The 21,466-nt window shown below is 72.3% G+C and carries 17 protein-coding genes; 11 read left to right on the forward strand and 6 right to left on the reverse strand.

Going from position 1 to position 21,466, the window contains the following annotated elements; genetic code table 11:
• Positions 1-14: 14 nt before the first annotated feature.
• Positions 15-2,846: an ATP-binding protein gene (locus ID554_RS18530; protein ID WP_117226337.1), complete on the forward strand. Its 2,832-nt coding sequence runs from the start codon at positions 15-17 to the stop codon at positions 2,844-2,846.
• 56 nt (positions 2,847-2,902) lie between these two features.
• Here ID554_RS18530 and ID554_RS18535 read toward each other — a convergent pair whose 3' ends face one another.
• From ID554_RS18535 to ID554_RS18545, 3 genes are all read right to left on the reverse strand, one after another.
• Positions 2,903-3,439 carry a phospholipase gene (locus tag ID554_RS18535; RefSeq protein WP_117226336.1) on the reverse strand — a complete coding sequence of 179 codons (537 nt, stop codon included), beginning with the start codon at positions 3,437-3,439 and terminating at the stop codon, positions 2,903-2,905.
• A 187-nt stretch (positions 3,440-3,626) separates the two neighbouring features.
• Positions 3,627-4,352: a methyltransferase domain-containing protein gene (locus ID554_RS18540; RefSeq protein WP_117226335.1), complete on the reverse strand. Its 726-nt coding sequence runs from the start codon at positions 4,350-4,352 to the stop codon at positions 3,627-3,629.
• Positions 4,353-4,529: 177 nt separating this feature from the next.
• On the reverse strand, positions 4,530-6,167 hold the full coding sequence (locus ID554_RS18545) for an ABC-F family ATP-binding cassette domain-containing protein (RefSeq protein WP_117226334.1): 1,638 nt from the start codon (positions 6,165-6,167) through the stop codon (positions 4,530-4,532).
• Between the two features lie 81 nt (positions 6,168-6,248).
• Here ID554_RS18545 and ID554_RS18550 point away from each other — a divergent pair, with 81 nt between their 5' ends.
• From ID554_RS18550 to ID554_RS18560, 3 genes are all read left to right on the forward strand, one after another.
• The gene (locus ID554_RS18550; protein ID WP_117226469.1) at positions 6,249-6,995 is read left to right on the forward strand and encodes an ROK family protein; all 747 of its coding nucleotides are present in this window, start codon (positions 6,249-6,251) and stop codon (positions 6,993-6,995) included.
• 155 nt (positions 6,996-7,150) lie between these two features.
• Positions 7,151-7,519, forward strand: coding sequence for a tetratricopeptide repeat protein (locus ID554_RS18555; RefSeq protein WP_117226333.1), 369 nt, complete (start codon positions 7,151-7,153; stop codon positions 7,517-7,519).
• 123 nt (positions 7,520-7,642) lie between these two features.
• On the forward strand, positions 7,643-7,897 hold the full coding sequence (locus ID554_RS18560; protein ID WP_013736060.1) for a Smr/MutS family protein: 255 nt from the start codon (positions 7,643-7,645) through the stop codon (positions 7,895-7,897).
• An 11-nt stretch (positions 7,898-7,908) separates the two neighbouring features.
• Here ID554_RS18560 and ID554_RS18565 read toward each other — a convergent pair whose 3' ends face one another.
• Positions 7,909-10,287 carry a M28 family peptidase gene (locus ID554_RS18565; protein WP_117226332.1) on the reverse strand — a complete coding sequence of 793 codons (2,379 nt, stop codon included), beginning with the start codon at positions 10,285-10,287 and terminating at the stop codon, positions 7,909-7,911.
• 202 nt (positions 10,288-10,489) lie between these two features.
• Here ID554_RS18565 and ID554_RS18570 point away from each other — a divergent pair, with 202 nt between their 5' ends.
• The 7 genes from ID554_RS18570 (at position 10,490) to ID554_RS18600 (ending at position 19,384) form a co-directional block, all read left to right on the forward strand.
• Positions 10,490-11,695 carry a PP2C family protein-serine/threonine phosphatase gene (locus ID554_RS18570; protein WP_117226468.1) on the forward strand — a complete coding sequence of 402 codons (1,206 nt, stop codon included), beginning with the start codon at positions 10,490-10,492 and terminating at the stop codon, positions 11,693-11,695.
• Positions 11,692-13,536, forward strand: a complete 1,845-nt coding sequence (locus ID554_RS18575) for a sensor histidine kinase (RefSeq protein WP_117226331.1) — start codon at positions 11,692-11,694, stop codon at positions 13,534-13,536. Before ID554_RS18570 ends, ID554_RS18575 begins: the two co-directional genes overlap by 4 nt.
• Positions 13,533-13,985, forward strand: coding sequence for a response regulator (locus ID554_RS18580; protein WP_117226330.1), 453 nt, complete (start codon positions 13,533-13,535; stop codon positions 13,983-13,985). The genes ID554_RS18575 and ID554_RS18580 overlap by 4 nt, the downstream gene beginning before the upstream one ends.
• A complete protein-coding gene (locus ID554_RS18585) occupies positions 13,978-14,787 on the forward strand; it encodes an inositol monophosphatase family protein (RefSeq protein ID WP_117226329.1) in 810 nt (269 codons plus the stop codon). Before ID554_RS18580 ends, ID554_RS18585 begins: the two co-directional genes overlap by 8 nt.
• Positions 14,788-15,037: 250 nt before the next feature.
• Positions 15,038-16,054, forward strand: a complete 1,017-nt coding sequence (locus ID554_RS18590) for a coiled-coil domain-containing protein (RefSeq protein ID WP_396888381.1) — start codon at positions 15,038-15,040, stop codon at positions 16,052-16,054.
• A 35-nt stretch (positions 16,055-16,089) separates the two neighbouring features.
• Positions 16,090-17,643: a fused MFS/spermidine synthase gene (locus tag ID554_RS18595; protein WP_117226327.1), complete on the forward strand. Its 1,554-nt coding sequence runs from the start codon at positions 16,090-16,092 to the stop codon at positions 17,641-17,643.
• A gap of 70 nt (positions 17,644-17,713) precedes the next feature.
• Positions 17,714-19,384: a serine/threonine-protein kinase gene (locus ID554_RS18600; RefSeq protein WP_117226326.1), complete on the forward strand. Its 1,671-nt coding sequence runs from the start codon at positions 17,714-17,716 to the stop codon at positions 19,382-19,384.
• A 6-nt stretch (positions 19,385-19,390) separates the two neighbouring features.
• Here the strand turns inward: ID554_RS18600 and ID554_RS18605 are convergent, their stop codons facing one another.
• Complete coding sequence (locus ID554_RS18605) at positions 19,391-20,062, reverse strand: potassium channel family protein (RefSeq protein ID WP_117226325.1); 672 nt, start codon at positions 20,060-20,062, stop codon at positions 19,391-19,393.
• Positions 20,052-21,386: a TrkH family potassium uptake protein gene (locus ID554_RS18610; RefSeq protein WP_117226324.1), complete on the reverse strand. Its 1,335-nt coding sequence runs from the start codon at positions 21,384-21,386 to the stop codon at positions 20,052-20,054. The genes ID554_RS18605 and ID554_RS18610 overlap by 11 nt, the downstream gene beginning before the upstream one ends.
• Positions 21,387-21,466 lie beyond the last annotated feature (80 nt).

Here is a 21,466-nt window from a genome sequence, read left to right on the forward strand (position 1 = left end):
GGGAGGTTCCACGCATGCCGCCACGGATCCACCTCCCTAGTGGCTGGGTGACGTTCGTCTTCACCGACATCGAGGGCTCCACGCGGCTGGCGCAGCTGCTCGGCGCCGGGTACCGCCCGGTGCTGCGCGAACACCGCCGCCTGCTGCGCCGGACGATCGCGGCGACCGAGGGCGCCGAGCTGTTGACCGAGGGGGACTCGTTCTTCCTGGCCTTCGGGGACGCCGGTGCCGCGCTCACGGCCTGCCTGACCGCGCAGCGCGCGCTCGGCGAGCACGAGTGGCCGACTCCGGAGGCGGCACCCCGGGTACGGATGGGTCTGCACACCGGCTGGGCGGAGCCGCGGGACGGCGAGTACGCCAGCCCGGAGGTGCACCGGGCCGCCCGGGTGGCTGCCGCCGCGCACGGCGGGCAGGTGCTCTGCTCCGCCGCGACCGCGCGGCACGCCGATCCGCTGCCGTTCGGCGCGTCCCTGCTCGACCTCGGGCTGCACCGGTTGCGCGGTTTCGACGACCGGGAACGACTCTTCCAACTCGTCGCACCGGGGCTGGAGCGCCAGTTCCCGCGTCCGCGTACGGCCGACGCGGTGGCGCACAACCTGCCGATCCAGGTCACCTCGTTCGTCGGCCGGGAGGCCGAGCGGGCCGAGTTGCGCGAGCTGGTGGCCGGGCACCGACTGGTCACCGTGCTCGGTGCCGGTGGGGGCGGCAAGACCCGGTTGGCGGTGGAACTCTCCATCGACCTGGTGGACGGGTACCCCGACGGGGTCTGGTTCGTCGACATCGCCTCGGCCACCGACCCGGGGCTGGTGGCGTTCGCGATCGCCGCCGTGCTCGGGCTGCGTCCCGAGCCGGGCCGCCCCATGGTGGACACCCTGGTCGAGTACGCGGCCGGCCGCCGGATGCTGATCGTCCTGGACACCTGCGACGCCCAGCCGACGGCCTGCGCCGAGGCGGTGTCCCGGCTGCTCTCCGGCGGCAGCGGGGTGAAGGTGCTGGCGACCACCCGGGAACCTCTGGCGTTGCCGGGCGAAGTGGTGTGGCGCATCCCGCCGCTCTCGGTCGACCCGTCACCGGACGGCACCGAGAGCGACGCGGTCGCGTTGTTGCTGGACCGGACCGCCGCTGCCCGGGGCGGGCGGCATCCGGACCCGGCCGAGTCGGCGGACCTGCGTCGGGTGGTACGCCGGCTGGACGGGCTGCCGCTCGCCATCGAACTGGCCGCGGCCCGACTGCGGGTGCTCTCCGTCGGGCAGCTCGCCGAACGCCTGGACGACGTGCTGGGCACTCTCGACGCGGGTCGGGAGGACCCGGAGCCGCCGCCGGCCGACCGTGGCAACACCGGTAACCAGCGGGACACCGTCGACCTGGTGGCGGCGGCTACCGGGGCGAATCCGCAGGCCCCGGCGACGCGGGCGGCGGCGCGTTCGGCGATCGAACGGCACCTGACCATGCAGGCGACGGTCACCTGGTCGTACCGGACTCTCGGGCCTCGGGCCGCGCGACTGCTGCGCTGGCTGGCCGTGTTCGCCGGCCCGGTCGACCTGCCGACCGTGGAGTGGCTGCTCGACGACGACCCGCTCGACCCGCTCTCGGTGCTGGTGGACAAGTCCATGGTGCTGGCCGAGCCACAGGCCGGCGGCTGCACGTACCGGATGCTCGACCCGATAAGGGCGTACGCGGCCCGTCGGCTCGCCGAGGCCGGCGAGGAGCAGGCCGCGCGGAACCGGCACGTGGGCTGGTCCGCGCACGCTCTGGAACGGGCACACCTCGGGCCGGACGGGCAACCGGTGACCCTGTCGCTGTACGCGCTCGATCCGCTCGCCGGTGAGCTACGCGCCGCCCTGCGCTGGTGCGCCACCGGCGGCAGCGCCCGGGTGGGCCTGCGGCTGGCCGGTGGCCTCGACCAGTGGTGGCGTGAGCGCGGGCTGGCCCGGGAGGGGCGGCTGTGGCTGTTCCGGCTCTACGGCCGGATCGCCGAGACCGGGGAGGCGATCCCCGAGGCGGAACTGGCGGCGGCGTACCACATGCATTCGCTGCACGCCGGTGGCGACGGCGAGTATGCCGAGGAACTGCGCTACTCGCAGCGGGCCGAAGCGGCGGCCAGGCAGGCCGGTGACGCCGGACTGCTGGCCCGGGTGCTCGCCGGCCGGGCGGCGCCCCTGGTGGACATGGGGCAGTTCGCCGAGGCCGAACGGGTCTGCCGGGAGGTCATCGACTGGGCGCGTGGGCAGGGGGTGGAGCCCGAGGCGCTGTTCGCGGTGTTCCGGCTGGCCGAGCTGCTGTGGCGGCGGGGCGCTCTGGACGAGGCGGCCGACCTGCTCGGCGCCGCGCGACCGGTGGAGGCGGCCCGCCCGGTCGACCGGGGCCGGCGTTCGGTGGACATGCTGCTCGGCATGGTGGCGTTGGCCCGGGGTGACCTGGTGGCCGCGCACGAGCACCTGCTGGCGGCGTTGCGGTCCCGGATGAACCACGGTTTCCACAGCCGGGCCTGCGACACGCTGAACGCGATCGCGGTGCGCTGCCTCGCCGGTGACGAGCCGCTGACCGCGGCCCGGTTGTTCGGCGCGGCGCAGGCGACCCGGGCGGGGCTTCGGTCGACCACCGGCATCTTCGACGGCTACTGGAACGAGCGGCAGGTGGCGCTGCGCCGGACGTTGGGCGACGCCGCCTTCGACGAGGCGTACGGGGAAGGCGCTGAGCTGGGCCTGGACGAGGCCGTGGCGTTGGCGCTCGGCGTGCAGCATCCCGACCTGGCCGCCGACTCCGCCCGGTTCGCGGCGCGGGCTGGCCCGACGACGCCCCGTCAGTCGGCTGCCGCCGCCGACCGGCACACCGAGCACGCCTGACCGAGGGGTCCGCGTCGGGCATGGTCGCCCCGGACGTGGACCCCTCGGCCGGCGGATCAGGCGCGGGCGAGGCGTTCCGCCTCTGCCTTCATCCGGGCGGCCCGGTCGATGTCGGACTGCTGGACGGCGGCGGCCGAACCGAAGATGCTCACCGCCTGGTAGTAGGTCCAGGCCAGGCTGAGGCAGGCCGGCCGGACGACCGCGTTGTACGTGGCGCAGACCCGCTTGAGGTCCTCGTAGAAGGCGCTGTCCAGACGGGACTTGTTGGCGCTGAAGTGACCGACCGCCTTGTAGTTGCGGTAGCCGAAGTCGTGGCGGTGGCAGGAGAGGGAGAAGCGGAACCCGAGCGGGTTGTCCGGGCTGGACGAGCAGTAGTCGGTGGACCAGTTGAAGTTGTAGCCGGCCCACGGCGTGCGGTTCTGCCGGGCCGAGTTCCAGGCGTTGTAGCTGCTGGCGCTGGTCTGGGTCCAGCTCGACAGCACGGACAGCTTCTGGGCGGGCGTGACGGCTGCGGTCGCCGGGGAGGCCACGGCGAGCGCGGTGGTCAGCGCGACCGCGCCGGAGACCAGGAGGGTGGTGAGACGTCTGAGCACGGGGGATACCTCCGCGGGGGTGTGCGGTGGGACAGGTTACCGGCGAGTCGCCGGAGTTCGACCAGTCTCGATCAAGGTTGCGGCGCTCGGGTGTGGCCATTGAGAAATATTGATGATCAGTGCTGAAACAGACGAATACCCCGGACGCCGATGACATCCGAGGTATTCGTAAGGTGGCGACGGGGGGTCAGTCGAAGAAGCGGGCCATGTGGGCGCGGGAGGGGCCGTCGTCGTCCACGCCCAGCGGGGTGAGGTCGGCGAAGATCGACGCGCCGTCGGTGCCGGCGTGCAGCGGATGCCAGCGCGGGGTGCCCGGCGGGCGCATCGCACAGACCCCCTTGATGGTCTGCACGTCCAACAGTCGGACGTGGGTCGGGTCGGCGACCGCGTTCACATGCCCCCACCAGGGGCTCATCACGTGCAGGACGCCGCCCGGGCGCAGTACCCGGTGGCACTCGTCCAGCAACGGCAGGAAGTCGATCAGGTGCTCCAGGATGTGCACCGCGAACAGCACGTCCACCGAGTCGTCGGCCAGCGGCAGGGAGCCGGAGAGGTCGGCCACCGCGTCGACGCCGGGTGCCGGGTGGATGTCCAGCCCGAGGTTGCCCGGCCACTGCTTGGTGCCGCCGCAGCCGAGGTCCACCACCACCGGGGCACGCCCGCCGACGCGTACCCGGCACCAGACGCCGAAGACGCCGGCGAGCCGGCCGACCTGCTCGCGTACCAGGCGGAGCTGGGCCGGCTCGTCGACCTCGCCGGTCAGGTGGGCGACGCCCCGGTCGAAGCGGACCTCGACGGCCAGCCGCCGCAGCCGTTCGTCGTGCCGGGCCTGGTCCGCCCACGCCTGGGCGAGGAACCCGTCGACCGCCCGCAGCCGTTCGGCCGAGGGCGGGGTGTGTGCCAACGCGACCATGCGCCCACCTCCGGCCGGCGCGATACCCGGATCGCTGCCCGTTATGCGCAACTTATGCCAACAGGTTGCGCTTCGGTGGGGCTTCGGCGCTCGTCGCCTGGCGGCGTCGCACCAGCAGTGAGTACTCCCACCTGAGCATGCAGTGATTGTCGCTCCGGTCCGGGCGGTAGGCCGGGATCAGGACTCGGCGATCCGCCCGGCGTCCACCCGCAGGCGGCGGTCCACGCGTACCGCGTCCAACATCCGCCGGTCGTGCGTCACCAGCAGCAACGTGCCCGGGTAGCCGGCCAGCGCCGACTCCAGCTGCTCGATCGCGGGAAGGTCCAGGTGGTTGGTCGGCTCGTCGAGCACCAGCAGGTTGACCCCGCGCCCCTGCAACAGCGCCAGCGCGGCTCGGGTCCGCTCACCCGGCGAGAGCGTCGCGGCCGGGCGCAGCACGTGCTGGGCACGCAGGCCGAACTTGGCCAGCAGCGTCCGCGCGTCGGCCGGCGACAGGTCCGGTACGGCGACCCGGAAGGCGTCCAGCAGCGGCGCGTCCCCGAGGAACGACCCGCGTGCCTGGTCCACCTCGCCGACCACCACACCCGGGCCCAGCGCGGCCTGACCGGAGTCCAGCGGCAGCCGACCCAGCAGGGCGGCCAACAGGGTCGACTTGCCGGACCCGTTCGCCCCGGTGATCGCCACCCGGTCGGCGAGCGCGATCTGAAGGTCCACCGGGCCGAGGGTGAAGTCGCCACGGCGTACCACGGCGTCGCGGAGGGTGGCCACGACGGCGCCGGCGCGGGGCGCGGCGGCGATCTCCATCCGCAGCTCCCACTCCTTGCGGGGCTCCTCGACCACGTCCAGACGCTCGATCAACCGCTCGGTCTGCCGGGCCTTCGCCGCCTGTTTCTCGCTCGCCTCGGAGCGGAACTTGCGGCCGATCTTGTCGTTGTCGGTGGCCTTGCGGCGGGCGTTGCGGACGCCCTTCTCCATCCAGGATCGCTGCGTACGCGCCCGCGCCTCCAGTGCCGCCCTGGTGTCGGCGTACTCCTCGAATTCGGCGCGCGCCTGGCGGCGGGCCACCTCCCGCTCCTCCAGGTACGCCGCGTAGCCGCCCCCGAAGTGGTTGACCTGCTGTTGGTGCAGGTCCAGCTCCAGCACCCGGGTCACCGTCCGGGCCAGGAACTCCCGATCGTGGCTGACCAGCACCGTGCCGGCCCGCAGCCCGGTGACGAACTGCTCCAGCCGCTCCAGCCCGGCCAGGTCCAGATCGTTGGTGGGCTCGTCGAGCAGGAAGACGTCGTACCGGCTGAGCAGCAGCGAGGCGAGCCCGGCGCGGGCCGCCTGACCGCCGGAGAGCCCGGCCATCTCGCGGTCGAGGCCGACGGCGAGACCCAGCTCCGCGGCGACCTCCTCGGCCCGTTCGTCCAGGTCGGCCCCGCCCAGGCCGAGCCAGCTCTCCAGCGCGGCGGCGTAGTCGTCGTCCGCGTCCGGTGCGCCGGTGGTCAGCGCCTCGGTGGCCGCGTCGAGAGCCGCCTGCGCCCGGGCCACCCCGGTACGCCGGGCCAGGAACGCCCGGATCGTCTCGCCGGGACGTCGGTCCGGCTCCTGCGGCAGGTGTCCGACGCTCGCGCCGGGCGGGCTCACCGCGACACTGCCGGCCTCCACCGGCAACAGCCCGGCGAGCGTACGCAGCAACGTCGACTTGCCCGCCCCGTTCGGTCCGACCAGGCCGATCACGTCCCCGGGGGCGACCACCAGATCCAGCCCGGTGAACAGCGTCCGCTCCCCGTGCCCGGCGGCCAGGTCCTTGGCGATCAGCGTGGCGCTCACAAGCAGCCGAGCCTACCCGCCTGCGTGGTTGGTGTGTGGCCTGCCATGCCCGAGCGCGACACACGAGGCAGACTCACGGTCGTGCAGACCACTCTGGCGATCGACTGCGGCGGTGGCGGGATCAAGGCGTCCGTGCTCGACGCCGCGGGCACCATGCGGGCCCAACCGATGCGGGTGCCCACGCCGTACCCGCTGCCGCCGGAGTTGTTCGTGCAGACCCTGCGGGACCTCGGCGCCCGGCTCCCGACCGCCGATCGGGTGACGGTCGGACTGCCGGGCATGATCCGGCACGGCGTGGTGGTGGCGACCCCGCACTACGTGACCCGCTCCGGCCCCCGCAGCCGGGTCGACCCGGCCCTGCACGCCCAGTGGTCCGGGTACGACGCCCGCAGCGCCCTCGCCGCCGCGTTCGGGCGGCCCACGCTGGTGCTCAACGACGCCGAGGTGCACGGTGCCGGGGTGGTCGCGGGCACCGGCTGCGAGCTGGTGCTGACCCTCGGCACCGGGCTGGGCAGCGCCCTCTTCGACGGTGGTGTGCTCGCCCCGCACCTGGAGCTGTCGCACGCCCCGGTGCGTTGGGGCACCACCTACGACACGTACGTCGGAGAGCCGGAACGCCGCCGGTTGGGTGACGCGTTCTGGTCCCGGCGGATCCGGCAGGTGGTGGAGGGGCTGCGTCCGGTGTTCCGCTGGGACCGGCTCTATCTGGGCGGCGGCAACTCCCGGTTGGTCCGCCCCGAACAGCTCGCCCGGATGGGCGACGACGTGGTGGTGGTGCCCAACAGCGCCGGCATCGTCGGCGGCGTACGCGCCTGGGATCTTGTGTAAGGAGGGGTCCCCTGCTAACGCCTGCGGTATAGCAGGGGACCCCTCCTAACACCTGGAGCCGCCCTCCCGACGACCGGAGTCGCGCGGGAACACTCGCGCGCCCGCTGGTGTTGTGCCAGCGTCAGGGCAGTGGTGCTAACTAGGGGGTGGGCAGAATGGATCTTCTGGCTGAGTACCGGCGAGCGACCCTGTTCTTCGAGTCGGGCGACCCGAGCGGAGCGGCCCGGCTGCTTGAGCCGATCGTCGAGGCCGAGCCGGACAACTCCGCCGTGCGCCAGTTGCTGGCCCGGGCGTACTTCCAGTCGGCCCAGCTTCGGCGGGCCGAGGAGCAGTTGCAGGAGTTGATCGACCGCAACCCCAGCGACCACTACGCCCACCACGTGCTGGGTCGGACGCTGGAGCGGCTGAACCGGTACACCGACGCGCTGCGGCACCTGCGGATCGCGGCGGCCATGCACTCCGCCAACGACGACTACACGACCGCGCTGCGGCGGGTCGAGACCCGGGTCGGCGGCAGCCGCTGAGGCGCCGTACGCGACACACGACGAGAGGGCAGCCCGCACGGGCTGCCCTCTCGTCGTCTCCGGGACGCACCGGGGGCGTGCCTACGATGGCCGTATGGGAGCCGACCGGACGGTGGACGGGGCATGAAGCTGAAGCTGGACCTGCACGACATCTTCAACAAGGGCCACGACATCGACCGGGCGCTGCGCGGGATCATGGACGAGGCGGTGGCGAAGAAGGCCACCCTCGTCGAGATCATTCCCGGCAAGGGCTCCGGTCAGCTCAAGAAGCGGGTGCTGCGCTTCCTCGATCAGAAGGACGTCAAGCAGCTCTACCACCGGGTCGAGAAGGACTCCAAGAACTTCGGCCGCCTTTTCGTGCACTTCCGCTGGAAATAGGGCGGCAGGGCTCACAGCGGGTAGGTGCGGGCCACGGCGAGCATCTCGGAGCTGTGCGAGCCGGTGACGCCGACGTCCGGCGGGCGGGGCCGGAAGCCGGGTACGGCGTCGAGGCCGTCGCTGGCGTCCATCGCGCGGAACGCGACCTGCGGGGCCTTCGGCGCGACGGTCAGGGTGATCTCGATGCCCTCCGGCGGTGGGGCGTGGAAGACCACGCCGAAACCCCACCGGCCGTCGCGGATCTCGACCGGCACCGGCCGCCCCGCCACCTGGGCGCTGCGGACCGTCGCGGTGGACGTGTCGACGTGCAGGGTGGTCAGGCGTACCGGGCGCTGCGGGGTGAGCCGTAGCCGCAGCGTGCGCTCGTCGGCCGTGCCGGTGTCGGCAAGCACCTCCAGCCGGGGTGCGGGCAGGGCCGCCGCCTCCGCCGGGCCGCCGAGCAGTTTTTCGGCGCCGATACCGGGGAACTCGTCGGCGATCCGGACCGGCCCGTCCACGTACCCGCCGGTCCAGGGCTGCGGGGTGGACTCGTGACTGAGCCACCGGGCCGTTCCGGTGTCGGTGTCCACGGCGTACATCAGGTGGGTGGGCACCGGGTGTGCGGCGTCGAACCGGTCGACGGCGAACCCGGTCGCGGCGAGGACCACCGTGGCCAGCGCGGCGGCACCGGCCGGCAGGGCGCCGAGCCGGCGGGCCCGCAACGCCACCATGCCCCGCTGGCCGCCGGCCTCCGGGTGCAGCAGGTCCACGACCGGTAGCGCGGCCAGGCCGAGCAGCACGGCGAAGAGGGCGGCAACGCCGCCCATGCCCATGCCCAGCGCCGGGAAGAGCAGCACCACGGTGGGCAGCAGCACGATCACCGCCACCGCCGCGCCGACGGTGACCGCGACCACCGGCACCGGACCGTCCCGGCGGGTGGCGACCGCGACCAGTCCGGCGAGCGCGCCGGCCAGCGCGGGCAGCGTCGCCAGGTACGCCCCACCGGGCACCAGCACGGCGAGGAGTACGCCGAGCAGCGCCAGCCAGCCGAGTCCGCCGACGGCCAGCGCGGCGGGGCCGACCCGGCGACGGGTGAGCGCGTACCAGGTGAACAGGACAGCGGCGGCGAGCGCCAGCACGGCCAACCGGTACCAGGTCGGCCGGTACGGGTCGAGCAGTTCGGCGTAGCCTGGCCGCAGGGCGGTGATCGCCGCCCAGAGCAGTTGTGCGCCGACCGGCGCGACCACGATCGGTACCAGCGCCAGGGCGAAGCCTGCGACCAGCCGACCGGTGCTGACCCGGCCCCGGCGGCGGGCCAGCCAGCCGAGGGCGACGACGGTCGCCAGGGCCAGCAGCGCCAGCGGCAGCACCAGCGTTCCGGGGTAGCGGACCAGCCCGCCCGGCACCGGGAAGTAGGTGGCGTCGTGGCCGGCGCCCAGGTCACCGAGGTCGATCCGGCCGAACTCGCGGGCGAGCCCCAGCATGTTGTCGCCGTGGTGCTGGAGGCTGGCCCGGTCCACCGAGGCCGCAGTGTCCAGCGGGGTGTGGTAGATCGCCCCACCGTCGAGGTACGCCGAGTTCAGCCCGACGAAATCGGCGTCGAGGAAGGCGGTGAAGTCGGTGTCGTTGGGCAGCGCCCGGTAGACCTCCACGGCGAACGAGGTGCCCACCGGGTGCGGCGCGGCCCGACCGAAGACGTCGATCAGTGCGGCGTTCCGGGGTGACGTCTCGAACATGATCACCGGCCCGGTACGCCCGCGTGCCTCCAGGTTGAGCACCACTCCCTTCCCGACGGCGAGCGGGTGCTCGGCGGCGAACGCCAACGCCCCGCACAGGCACGCCTCCTCGGCGTCGGTGAGCACGAACACGATGTCGTTGCGCGGGGCGGGGCCGTCCGTCAGGGCCCGGGCCACCTCCAGGATGGTGGCGACACCGGCGCTGTCGTCGTTGCCGCCCGGACCGGTCTGCACCGAGTCGTAGTGGGCGACCAGGAAAACGGTGCCGGTGGAGGCGGTGCCGGGCAGCCGGGCCACCACGTTGCGTACCCGGGCCAGCGTGGCCACGCCGGGGTTGCCGCTGAGCTGTTCGGCCGCCCCGGAGACCGTGTCCTGTACCTCGGTCTCCAGGCCGAGACCGCGCAGCACCGTCTCCAGGTGGGCGCGGACCTCGTCGCTGGCCGGGCTCCCCGCGACGTGCGGCCGGCTCGCCACCTGCTGCACGTGCGGGTACGCCCGCCCGGCGCTGAACTCGCCGGCCGGCGAGTCCGCCGGACGGGGTGCCGGGGGCCGGACGTCGAACAGCGCGGTGGCGCCGACGGCGACCAGCGCGACGAGTGCCGCGAGCGCGGCCAGGGGGCGTCGGGCCGGTCGGGAGAGGGCACGGTCGGCGGCGGAGTTGGGGGGTGCGCCCACGGGTGGCTCCTCGGGGGGTGGGACCTGGGGTGGACATCATCCTCCATGCCGGGCCGGGCCGCCCCCTCGTGTTGTGTGCGAACGTTGTCTAATACAGGATCAGCAGGGCACTCGGAAGGAGCCCGACATCGGCAACGACCTCCCGCCCGTGGCGGCGGTGACCCGGCCGCACCGGGGGACCGGTCTGACCGGTCCCTCCGTCGTGTCGTGGCCGTATCCGCAGGGCGGTCTCGGGAGCAATCCCAACCTGCCGCCTGGCGAGCGACTGCGGGTGCTGCTGGTCGAGGACGACGAGGCGGACGCGTTCCTCGTCGGTGAGCTGCTCGCCGAGACGAACTCGGGGATCGACCTGCTGGTCGCGACGAGCCTTCGTGAGGCCCGCAAGCGTGTCGCCGGAGTCGACTGCGTCCTGCTCGACCTCGGGCTGCCCGACGCGCAGGGCCTGGACGGGCTGCGGCAGGTGCTGGAGATGTCCGGCAGCGCGGCGGTGTGCGTACTCACCGGGCGCTCCGACGAGCACCTGGGCATCGTGGCGGTCGCCGAGGGGGCGCAGGACTACCTGGTCAAGGGCCAGGTGGACGGGGTGCTGCTGACCCGGGCGCTGCGGTACGCGGTGGAACGCAAGCGGGCCGACGAGAACGCCCGGCGGCTGCGTGAGGTGGAGCTGCGCCAGGCCGAGTCGGCGCGTCTGGAACGCGGCCTGCTGCCCCAGCCGCTGATGTCGACCGAGCAGATCGCGGTGCACACCTTCTATCGCCCCGGCCGGCACGCCGCCCTGATCGGCGGGGACTTCTACGACGTGGTGCAGACCCGCCCGGACCGGGTCGACCTGATCGTCGGTGACGTCTGCGGGCACGGGGTGGACGAGGCGGCACTCGGGGTCGAACTGCGGGTGGCCTGGCGCGCGTTGGTCCTCGCCAGGGTGCCCGACGACGAGGTGCTGCCCGCGTTGGAGCAGGTGCTGATGAGCGAGCGCCGGCTCCAGGAGATCTTCGCCACGGTCGCGGCGGTCCGCCTCGACCTGGCAGCCAACCGGGCCACGGTACGACTGGCAGGTCACCCGCCGCCGGTGCTGCTCGCCGGTGGGCGGGTGGTGCCTGTTCCGGCACCGGGTGGTCTGTTGCTCGGCGTACGGCCACGCCCACCGATCGCCTTCGACCTGGAGTTCGACACCGATGACTGGTCCCTGTTGATGTACACCGACGGCCTGATCGAGGGCCGGGTGGGCGAGGGTGACGAACGCCTCGACGTGCCCGGTCTCACTCGCCTGCTCGCCCGGCCGGACAGCCGCAAGCTCCCGCTGTCCGAGTTGCCGGCCTGGCTGGTCGGGCGGGCCGAGCAGCTCAACGGTGGGCCGTTCGCCGACGACGTGGCGATGCTGCTGGTCTCCCGGGGCAGCGGCCGATGAACCTGGCGGCGAGTTCGTGGACGTTGCGTCGCCGGGTGCTGGTGATGCTCGGCGTGGTCGGCGTGATGCTGCTCAGCGTCGCGGGGGCTGAGGCGGTCGTGGCCGCCAAGAACCGCGAGTACACCGACGTGCTGCTGATGCAGGTCGGGCCGTTGCGGGTGCAGGGCCAGGAGATGCTCAACGCGATGCTCGACCAGGAGACGGGGGTCCGCGGGTACGCGGTGACCGGTGACCTGGAGGACCTGGCCCCGTACGAGCAGGGGTTGGCACGGGAGCGTGCGACGGCCCGGGAGATCCGGGAGCTGTCCGGGAAGTACCCGGCCATCGTGGCGGACCTGGCGGTGGTCGAGCAGCAGGCGGACGAGTGGCGGCGCAGCGTCGCCCAGCCGGTGATCGACACGACGAGCAGCAGCGGCACGGCGGCGGGGCAGGACCTGCTGACCGACGACAGCCGCCAGCGCTTCGACGAGCTGCGCAGCGCGGTCGCCGCGTTGCAGGACGAGATCTTCACCGCCCGGGAGGCGACCGCCCGGGACGTTGAGCGGACCGGCAACATGCTCGTGGTCCTGCTCATCGTCGCCGCGCTGGTGGTCGCGCTGGCCGGTATCGCGTTGCTGCTCTCGCTGGACCGGATGGTGCTGCGGCCGCTGACCACGTTGGCCGGGCAGGTCCGTCAGGTGGCAACCGGCGACTTCTCGCACCGGATCTCCGGTGGCGGCCCGCCGGAGTTCCAGCGCCTTGGCGAGGACGTGGACGCGATGCGCCAGAGGATCGCCGCGGACCTGGCCGAGGTACGCGAGGCGCGGGAGCGGATCGAGTGGGTCAACACCCAGTTGCAGAAGCAGGCGGAGGAGCTGACCCGCTCCAACCGTGACCTGGAGCAGTTCGCGTACGTCGCCTCGCACGACCTGCAGGAGCCGCTGCGCAAGGTGGCAAGCTTCTGCCAGTTGCTCCAACGCCGGTACGCCGGACGGCTCGACGAGCGGGCCGACCAGTACATCGCCTTCGCCGTGGACGGCGCGCAGCGGATGCAGCGGCTGATCAACGACCTGTTGGCGTTCTCCCGGATCGGCCGGATCACCGCCGGGTTCGCCGACATCGACCTCAATCGCCTGATGAGCGAGGTGGCCGCGCAGACCGAACCGGCCCGCCAGTACGCCGACGCCGAGCTGACCTGGGGCGACCTGCCGGTGATCCGGGGCGAGGAGCCGCTGCTCACCAACCTGCTGGTGAATTTGGTCAGCAACTCGGTGAAGTTCCGCCGGCCGGATGTCGCGCCCAAGGTGCACGTCTCGGCCCGGCTGGTCGGCGACGAGTGGGAGGTCACCTGCCAGGACAACGGCATCGGGATCGAGCCGGAGTTCGCCGAGAAGATCTTCGTGATCTTCCAGCGGCTGCACGCCAAAAACGCGTACCCGGGCACCGGCATCGGGTTGGCGATCGTCAAGAAGATCGTGGAGTACCACGGCGGCCGGGTCTGGGTGGACACCGACGTGCCCGAGGGCACCGCGATCCGCTTCACCCTGCCCGCGCTGCCCGCCGACGTCGAGGGCGTGAGGCAGGCCGCCGGATCGGCCGCCGACGCGGCGGCGGACGCCGACCGAGCCGGGCCGGACGCGGCGGATCGGGCCGATGACCGGGCGTCGCCGGGCGGTGAGGCAGCCGGATCGGGTGCGGAGACCCCAGGTGGCGGCGGTACGGTCGGCGAAGAGGCGGGTGCGGAGCGGTCTCCGGCCGGGGTCGCGCAGCGCACCGGCGGGTCGACGGACGACGGCGGACCGCAGGCTCTGGACGGGGCGTCGGGCAGTGGAACTGGTGGCATGAAGGAGGCGGTGGGATGACCGCGCCGGCTGACGGCAACAGCCCGATAGAGGTGCTGCTGGTCGAGGACGACCCGGGTGACGTGCTGATGACCCGGGAGGCGTTCGAGGAGCACAAGCTGCGCAACCGGCTGAACGTGGTCTCCGACGGCGCCGAGGCCCTGGCCTACCTGCGCGGCGAGGGCGAGTACGCGGACGCGCCGCTGCCGGACCTGATCCTGCTCGACCTGAACCTGCCGCGCCGGGACGGCCGGGAGGTGCTGGAGGAGATCAAGAAGGACGAGCAGCTCTGCCGGATCCCGGTCGTGGTGCTCACCACCTCGCAGGCCGACGAGGACATACTGCGCAGCTACCAGCTGCACGCCAACGCGTACGTGACCAAGCCGGTGGACTTCGAACGGTTCATCGCGGTGGTCCGGCAGATCGACGAGTTCTTCGTCAGCGTGGTGAAGCTGCCGCCGCGTGGCTGACACCCTGCTCGACGACGTCGCCGGGCTGCTGCGGGAGACGGCGGACCAGGTGGTGCTGCCACTGTTCCGCCGCCTCGACGCCGCCGACGTGACCGAGAAAGCCCCCGGTGAGCTGGTCACCGTCGCCGATCGTCGGTCCGAGGAGATGATCAGTGCCGGGCTGCGCCGCCTGCGGCCCGGGTCGGTGGTGGTCGGCGAGGAGGCGGTGGCCGACGACCCGGGCCTGTTGCGCCACCTGCGTTCCACGGGTGAGGTGTGGCTGGTCGACCCGATCGACGGCACCGCCAACTTCGCGGCCGGCAGGTCCCCGTTCGCGTTGATGGTCTCGCTGCTCACCGGCGGCCGACCGGAGGCGGCCTGGATTCTCGACCCGATCGCCGGGACGCTGGCCACGGCCTTGAAGGGCGGGGGCACGTACCTGGACGGTGTGCCGGTGCGCCTGCCCACCGACGCGCCGCCGGTCGGCGAGTTGCGGGGTGCCGCGATGACCACGTTCCTGCCGGCACCGTCGCGGCGTACGGTCGTGGCCGGAAGCTCCCGGATCGGCGAGTTGCTGCCGGGCCAGCACTGCGCCGGTCGCGAGTACCTCGACGTGCTCACCGGGCGGCAGCAGTTCGTGCTGTTCTGGCGCACCCTGCCCTGGGACCACGGCCCGGGCACCCTGCTGGTGCGGGCGGCCGGCGGTGTGGCCCGTCGCCTCGACGGCAGCGACTACCACCCGGCCGACACCGAGCCGGGTCTGTTGGTGACCGCCAGCGACAAGGTGTGGACCGAGGTCCACAACACGCTCCTGGCGCCCTGACGTCGGCGGCACCGGGAGGTCCACAGGCTCTCGCACGCCGCGATCGACGTGAATGTGAGTGCGATGCGTGAGGGGATGATGTCGGTGTGTCGACGCTGAGGCCCGTGCGGGGTTCGGGGGCATGGTTCCGTGGGTCCGGTCCGGTATCCTGACCGGCGGTCTTCGCCAGCAGGCCGCCGACCGGCGCCGGCGGAGGCCGCCGCCGCGCGGAGCCTCACCGGGGGCCGGCGGCCGACGAAAGGATGCTTTCGTGCGCAGGTCCATGCCCATCGGGCGGCGGGCTCTCCGGCCGCTGATCGCCCTGCTCGCTGCTGTGGCGCTGTTGTTCGGCCTCGGAGCCGTGCCGGCGTACGCCGAGCCCAACGAGGGGGGCAGCAAGAAGCTGCGGGACGCCCTGGAGGCGACCGCCAAGGCGCACATCGAGGCCAAGCGGAAGCTTGAGGGCTCGGAGAAGCGGCAGAAGGAGATGGCCAAGCAGTTGGCCGACGTGGAGGAGCGGCTGGGCGAGCTGACCACGCTGGTCGGCGAGGTGGCCGCGCAATCCTACCGGGTGGGCCGGCTGAGCCCGGCGGCCGCGCTGCTGGACAGCGCCACCCCGGAGGCGTTCGTGCAGCGTGCCGCCAGCCTCGACGTGATGGCCCAGCGGGACGGTCGCCGGGTGCGCGAGCTGACCGAGGCCCGCGAGGAGGCCCGGCAGGCCAAGCTCGCGATCAACGCCGAGGTGCGCGAGCAGCGCAAGCAGCTCGCCGTGATGGCGAAGAAGAAGAAGGAGGCCGAGGCGGCCCTGGCGGCGGTCAGCTCGGGCGGCAGCGGCGGTTTCAGCGGCGGCAGCTCCACCTCGGCGCGGCCGGCGCCCCGTAACTCCGACGGCTCCTGGCCCGGCGAGTCGTGCACGGTGAACGACCCGACCACCTCCGGCTGCATCACCGCGCGCACGCTGCACATGCTCAACCAGACCAAGGCCGCCGGCTACAAGCGGCACGCCTCCTGCTACCGCAGTGGCGGCTCGGGCGAGCACCCCAAGGGCCGGGCGTGCGACTTCTCGGCCGCCACGAACGGGTTCGAGGACCGCACGGCCACCGGCGGCGACAAGGCGTACGGGGACAACCTGGCCGCCTGGCAGGTCCGCAACGCGGACCGGCTCGGTGTGCTCTACGTGATCTGGTACCGACAGATCTGGCACCCGGGTACGGGCTGGCGGGCGTACGGCGGCAGCGGTAGCCCGGCGGCGGATCACACGAACCACGTTCACACTTCGATGTACTGACCCGTCGCCCGTCACCGCTGCGTACCATCGCTGCGATGAACTCTCCATCGCCTGAGGTGGCGGTGCCCGCCGTGCCCTCCGAACCGGAGGCACCCCGGGCACTGCCCAACGGGCTCGCCGCTTTCCTGGTCTTCTATTCCAGTGGTGCCGTTCTGGTCCTGGAGACCGCCGCGCTGCGCCTGGTCGGGCCGTACGTGGGGGTCACCCTCCAGGTGACCAGCTCGGTCATCGGCATCGCGCTGGCGGCGATCGCGTACGGGGCGTGGGCGGGCGGCTGGCTGGCCGACCGGCGCAACCCGCGTACGCTGCTCGCGCCCGCGCTGGTGCTCTCCGGCATCGCCACCGCGATCACCCTGCCGGCGGTGCGGTACGCCGGTGAGGTGCTGCGCGGCGGCGCGGAAAGCGCGATCCTGCTGCTGGTGGTGGTCGCCGTGTTCGCGCCCGCGATGTTGCTCTCCGCGGTCAGCCCGCTGGTGATCAAGCTTCAGCTCGCCGACCTGCGTCGCACCGGTCAGGTGGTCGGCCGGCTCTCCGGCATCGGCACGTTGGGCGCCGTCACGGCCACCCTGGTCACCGGCTTCGTGCTGGTCGCCGCGCTGCCCAGCACGGTCATCCTGTTCGGGCTGGCCGCCTCGCTCGGCATCACCGGTATCGCCCTCTGGGCGTACCTGCGCGGGCAGGACCGGGCGACCCTACCCGGTCCGGCCCGGGCCAAGGCCGCCCTGGCGGTGCTCGGTCTGGTCGGTGTGGGGCTGACCGTGGTGGCTCCGGACCCGTGCGACGTGGAGACGGCGTACCACTGTGCCCAGGTCGAGACCGATCCCGACCGGGCCAGCGGGCGGACGCTGCTGCTCAACTCGGCCCAGCACTCGTACGTCGACCTGGCCGACCCGACTCACCTGAAGTACGCGTACACCCGGTGGATCGGGGCGGTGGCGGACGTGATGGCACCCGAGGGCCAGCGCCTCGACGCGTTGCACCTCGGCGGTGGCGGGTTCACCGTGCCGCGTTACCTGACCGCCACCCGGCCCGGCACCGACAACCTGGTCTTCGAGATCGACGGTGGGCTGGTCGAGTTGGGGGAGCGCCACCTCGGCGTACGCCAGGGACCGGACCTGCGGGCCGAGGTGGGCGACGCCCGGATGTTGGTGGCCGCGGAGGGCACCGACACCCGGGACTTCGTGGTCGGCGACGCGTTCGGGCATCTGGTGGTGCCGTGGCACCTGGCGACCCGGGAGATGGCCGCCGAGGTGCGGCGGGTCACCCGCTCCACCGGGGTCTACGTGCAGAACGTGATCGACTATCCGCCGCTGCGTTTCATCCGCAGCGAGGTCGCCACCGTCGCCGCCGAGTTCCGGCACGTGGCGCTGATCGCCCCGCCGGAGGCGCTGGCGGGGGAGCGGGGTGCCAACTTCCTCATCGTCGCCTCGGACACGCCGCTGCCGCTGGCCGCCGTACGGGCCCGCCTGGACGACCGCAACGAGGCGGTCAGCCTGCTCTCCGGCAGCGACCTCACCGATTTCGTCGGCGACGCACTGGTGTTGACCGATGACTACGCGCCGGTGGACCAACTGCTCGCGACCGCCTGATCGGGTGAGATCGTGACCGGATCCGACCAGAAAGGTGTAGGTGGGTTCGCGTCGGGCAACAACGCCGACCATGGGTGGTGGCCAACGCAGGGGCACGCAACTGCTCGGTGAGCGGTACCGGCTGATCGAGCAGGTCGGCACGGGCGGGATGTCGGTCGTCTGGCGCGGCTACGACGAGGTGCTCGGCCGCCAGGTGGCGGTCAAGGTCCTCGCGTCCCGGCTGGCCAGCGACCGGGCGTTCCGGCACCGGATCCGGATCGAGGCGCAGGCCGCCGCCCGGCTCTGCCACCCCAACATCACAGGCGTGTACGACTACGGGGAGTCCGAGCAGGCCGGGCTGACCGTGCCGTACGTGGTGATGGAACTCATCGACGGCGCTCCACTGACCGCGCGGCTTCGCCGGGACGCCCGGCTGCCCTGGCGGGAGGCGGTGACGGTGGCGGCGGAGGTGGCCTCCGCGCTGGCCACCGCGCACGCGCGGGGCGTGGTGCACCGGGACGTCACGCCCGGCAACGTGATGCTGACCCCGACCGGCGTCAAGGTCGTCGACTTCGGCATCTCGGCGCTGGTCGGGGAGAACGAGAAAGGGCTGGACGGCGCCCTGCTCGGCACCCCCGCCTACCTCGCCCCGGAACGGCTCGACAACGGCCAGGTCAGCCCGGCCACCGACGTGTACGCGGTCGGGCTGCTGCTCTACCGGATGCTCACCGGGCGGCTGCCCTGGGAGGCTGACAGCACCACGCAGATGTTGCGGGCGCACCTGTACCGCGAACCCGAGCCGATGCCGACGGTGCCGGGGCTGCCCGACGGTGTCGCCGCGCTGGTGCACCGTTGCCTGGCGAAGCGCCCGGCGGACCGGCCGGCCACCGCGGAGTTGGCCCGGCGCCTCGCCGAGGCGGTCGGCAAGGTGACCGCGCGGGCTGGTGACGAGCGGGCCGCCGCACCGATGCTGCTGGCCAGCCTCGGCACCACGATCCTGCCCTGGTCGGCCGCGACCGACGCGCTGCCCTTCGCCGGCCTGCGTACCCGCCGCGCCGCGACCCGTCGCCGCCGGATCGAGGCGATGGTGGCCACCACCGCGTTGGTCGGTGTGATGGCGGTGGTCTGGACGATGACCTCGCGTAGCCCGGCCAGCGGCGACATCGACCAGCCGGCCCAGGCCGGGATGAGCACCGAGCAGCCCATTTCCTGCCAGGTCAGCTACGCGCTGCGTAAGGACTCGGGCAAGGACTTCACCGCCGAGCTGAGCCTGACCAACATCGGTGCGAAGGAGTTGCGCGACTGGACGATGAGCTTCACGTTCCCCGGGCAGCAGAAGGTGACCAAGGCGAGCCCGGCAGCGGTACGCCAGCAGGGGCGCTCGGTCGCTGTGCAGCCGGCCCCGCAGAAGCCGGCGCTGGCACCGGGCGGCACCGAGAAGCTCAGCCTGACCGGCAGCTACAGCGGGCCGAACGTGCTGCCGGTGGAGTTCCGGGTCGGTGCCGCGCGATGCGGGGTGCAGGTATCCGGCGTCGCCGGCAGCGTGCCGGCTCCCACCAAGACGGTGAAGGCCACCACCACCTCGAAGACCGGCTCGGGTGGCTCCGGGGGGACGAAGGTCAAGGCGGGCCAGGACGACAAGAAGCCGGCCGGGAAGAAGTCAAAGTCGGGCAAGGGCAACGGACCGGGCAAGGGCAGCGGGTCGGGTGAGAAACAGCCGAAGCCGGCCAAGCCCGGCACGGGCAACAGCGGGAAGCGCTGAGTCGGGTCAGGAGATCAGCGAGAAACGCTGGACCTGTTCGATGGTCCCCTCGACGATGAGCGTGCTGTCCCGGACCAGTTCCAGCCCGTCGGAGACGTACCGGAAGCGGCTCTCGTCCGGCGCTTTGATCCCGAGCACCCGTACGCCGTGGCGGTCCAGCAGCCGTACCTCGCTGATCGAGTGCCCTACGAGCGACTCGGGTACGCGCAGCTTGGCGATGGCGAACGCGTCGCCGAACTCCACGAAGTCGAGCATCCGGGTGACGATCAGGTGGGCCAGCCGTTCGCCGGTCTCCGCCTCCGGGAAGATCACGTGTTGGGCGCCGACCGAGGAGAGGATCTTCGCGTGCTGCCCGGAGATGGCCCGCGCCCAGATCTGCGGTACGCCGAGTTCGACCAGGGCGAGCACGGTCAACACGCTGGCCTCCACCGAGGCGCCGATGGCCACCACCACGCGTTGCAGGTCGGCGATGCCGAGTTGGCGCAGCGCGTCCTCGTCGGTGGCGTCGGCCTGGGTCACCTGATCGAGGTGGGCCGACCACTTCTGCACCTGCTGGGCGTTGCGGTCGACGGCCAGCACGTCGTGACCGAGTGCGCTGAGCGATTCGGCCAGGTGGCTGCCGAACCGGCCGAGCCCGATCACGGCGATGCTCTCGTCGCCGGAGTTCCTAGCCGACAATGGGTTGCTCCTCTGGGTAGCGGTAGAGCCGGCGCCGGGTGTTCAGCGCGATTGCCGAGCCGAGGGTGAGTGGACCCACCCGGCCGATGTACATCAGGAGGGTCAGCAGGAAAACGCCGCCGTCGTGCAGCGACGACGTCAACCCGACGGTGAGCCCGGTGGTGCTGAACGCCGAGGTGATCTCGAACAGCACGTGGTGGAACGGGATCCCGTTGGTCAGCGCGATCAACACGCCGGTGCCGCCGGCCACCACCGCGACACTCAGCAGGGCGACCGTCAATGCCTGCCGCTGGCTCGACGTGGCGATCCGGCGGTGCCCCACCGTGACGTCCGGCTCGCCCCGGATCTCCGCCCACATCACGAAGGCGAGCAGGAAGAACGTGGACACCTTGATGCCACCGGCGGTGCTGGCGCTGCCGCCGCCGATGAACATCAACCCGGTCAGCAACGGGTAACTCTCCTCGTGCAGCAGATTGATCGGCATCACCTCGTAGCCGCCGGTGCGGGAGAGCGTGATCTGGGCGAACGCGGCGTTCACCTTGCCGGGTACGTCGTACTGGCCGATGGTCCACGGGTTGGACCACTCGATGACCAGCAACATCACGAACCCGACGACCACCAGGACGGCGCTGCCCCAGATGGTCAGCTTGGTGGCCACCGCCCAGCGCACCGGTCGCCGCCACTCCCGGACCGCCTCGAACAACGCCGGGAACCCGAGTCCGCCGACGATCGAGCCGAGGGCCAGCGGCAGGGTCACCCAGGGATCCCGGCCGAAGGCCAGCAGCCCGTCGGAGTAGAGCGAGAAGCCGGAGTTGTTGAATGCCTGGATGGAGTGGAAGGACGCCGACCAGAGTGCCCGCCCCAGGGGGTACTCGTAGCCCAGCCAGAGCCGGGCGGCGACCAGGAACGTCATCACGGCCTCGCAGGCCAGCACCGTGGCGGCGATGTGGATCAGCAGCCGGCGTACGTCGGCCAGGCCGTACTCCAGGGTTTCGGCCTGCACCAGCATCCGGTTGTGCAGGCCGAGCCGCCGGGACACGGTCAAGATCACCAGTGCGGCGAGCGTCAGGATGCCGAGGCCGCCGATCTGGGTGAGCGCCGTGATCACCACCAGCCCGCCCTCGGACCAGTAGTTCGGCGTGTCGGTGACGGTCAGCCCGGTGACCGAGACCGCCGAGGTGGCGGTGAACAGCGCGACGGGGAACGGAGTGTGCTCGCGCGGGATGGTCATCGGGTCCAGCATCAGCACGCCGGTGCCGAGCAGGATCGCCACCAGGAAGCCGACCGGCACCAGCCGTACGGGGTGACGAAGTAACCGGCGCACCAGACAATCTTCCGATTCCACCCGGTTCCGGGTGCGGGAATCGAGATCCCGAGCTTCCACCGGAGGCTCAGACGCACCAC

Source organism: Micromonospora craniellae (assembly GCF_014764405.1).
GTDB lineage: Bacteria > Actinomycetota > Actinomycetes > Mycobacteriales > Micromonosporaceae > Micromonospora > Micromonospora craniellae.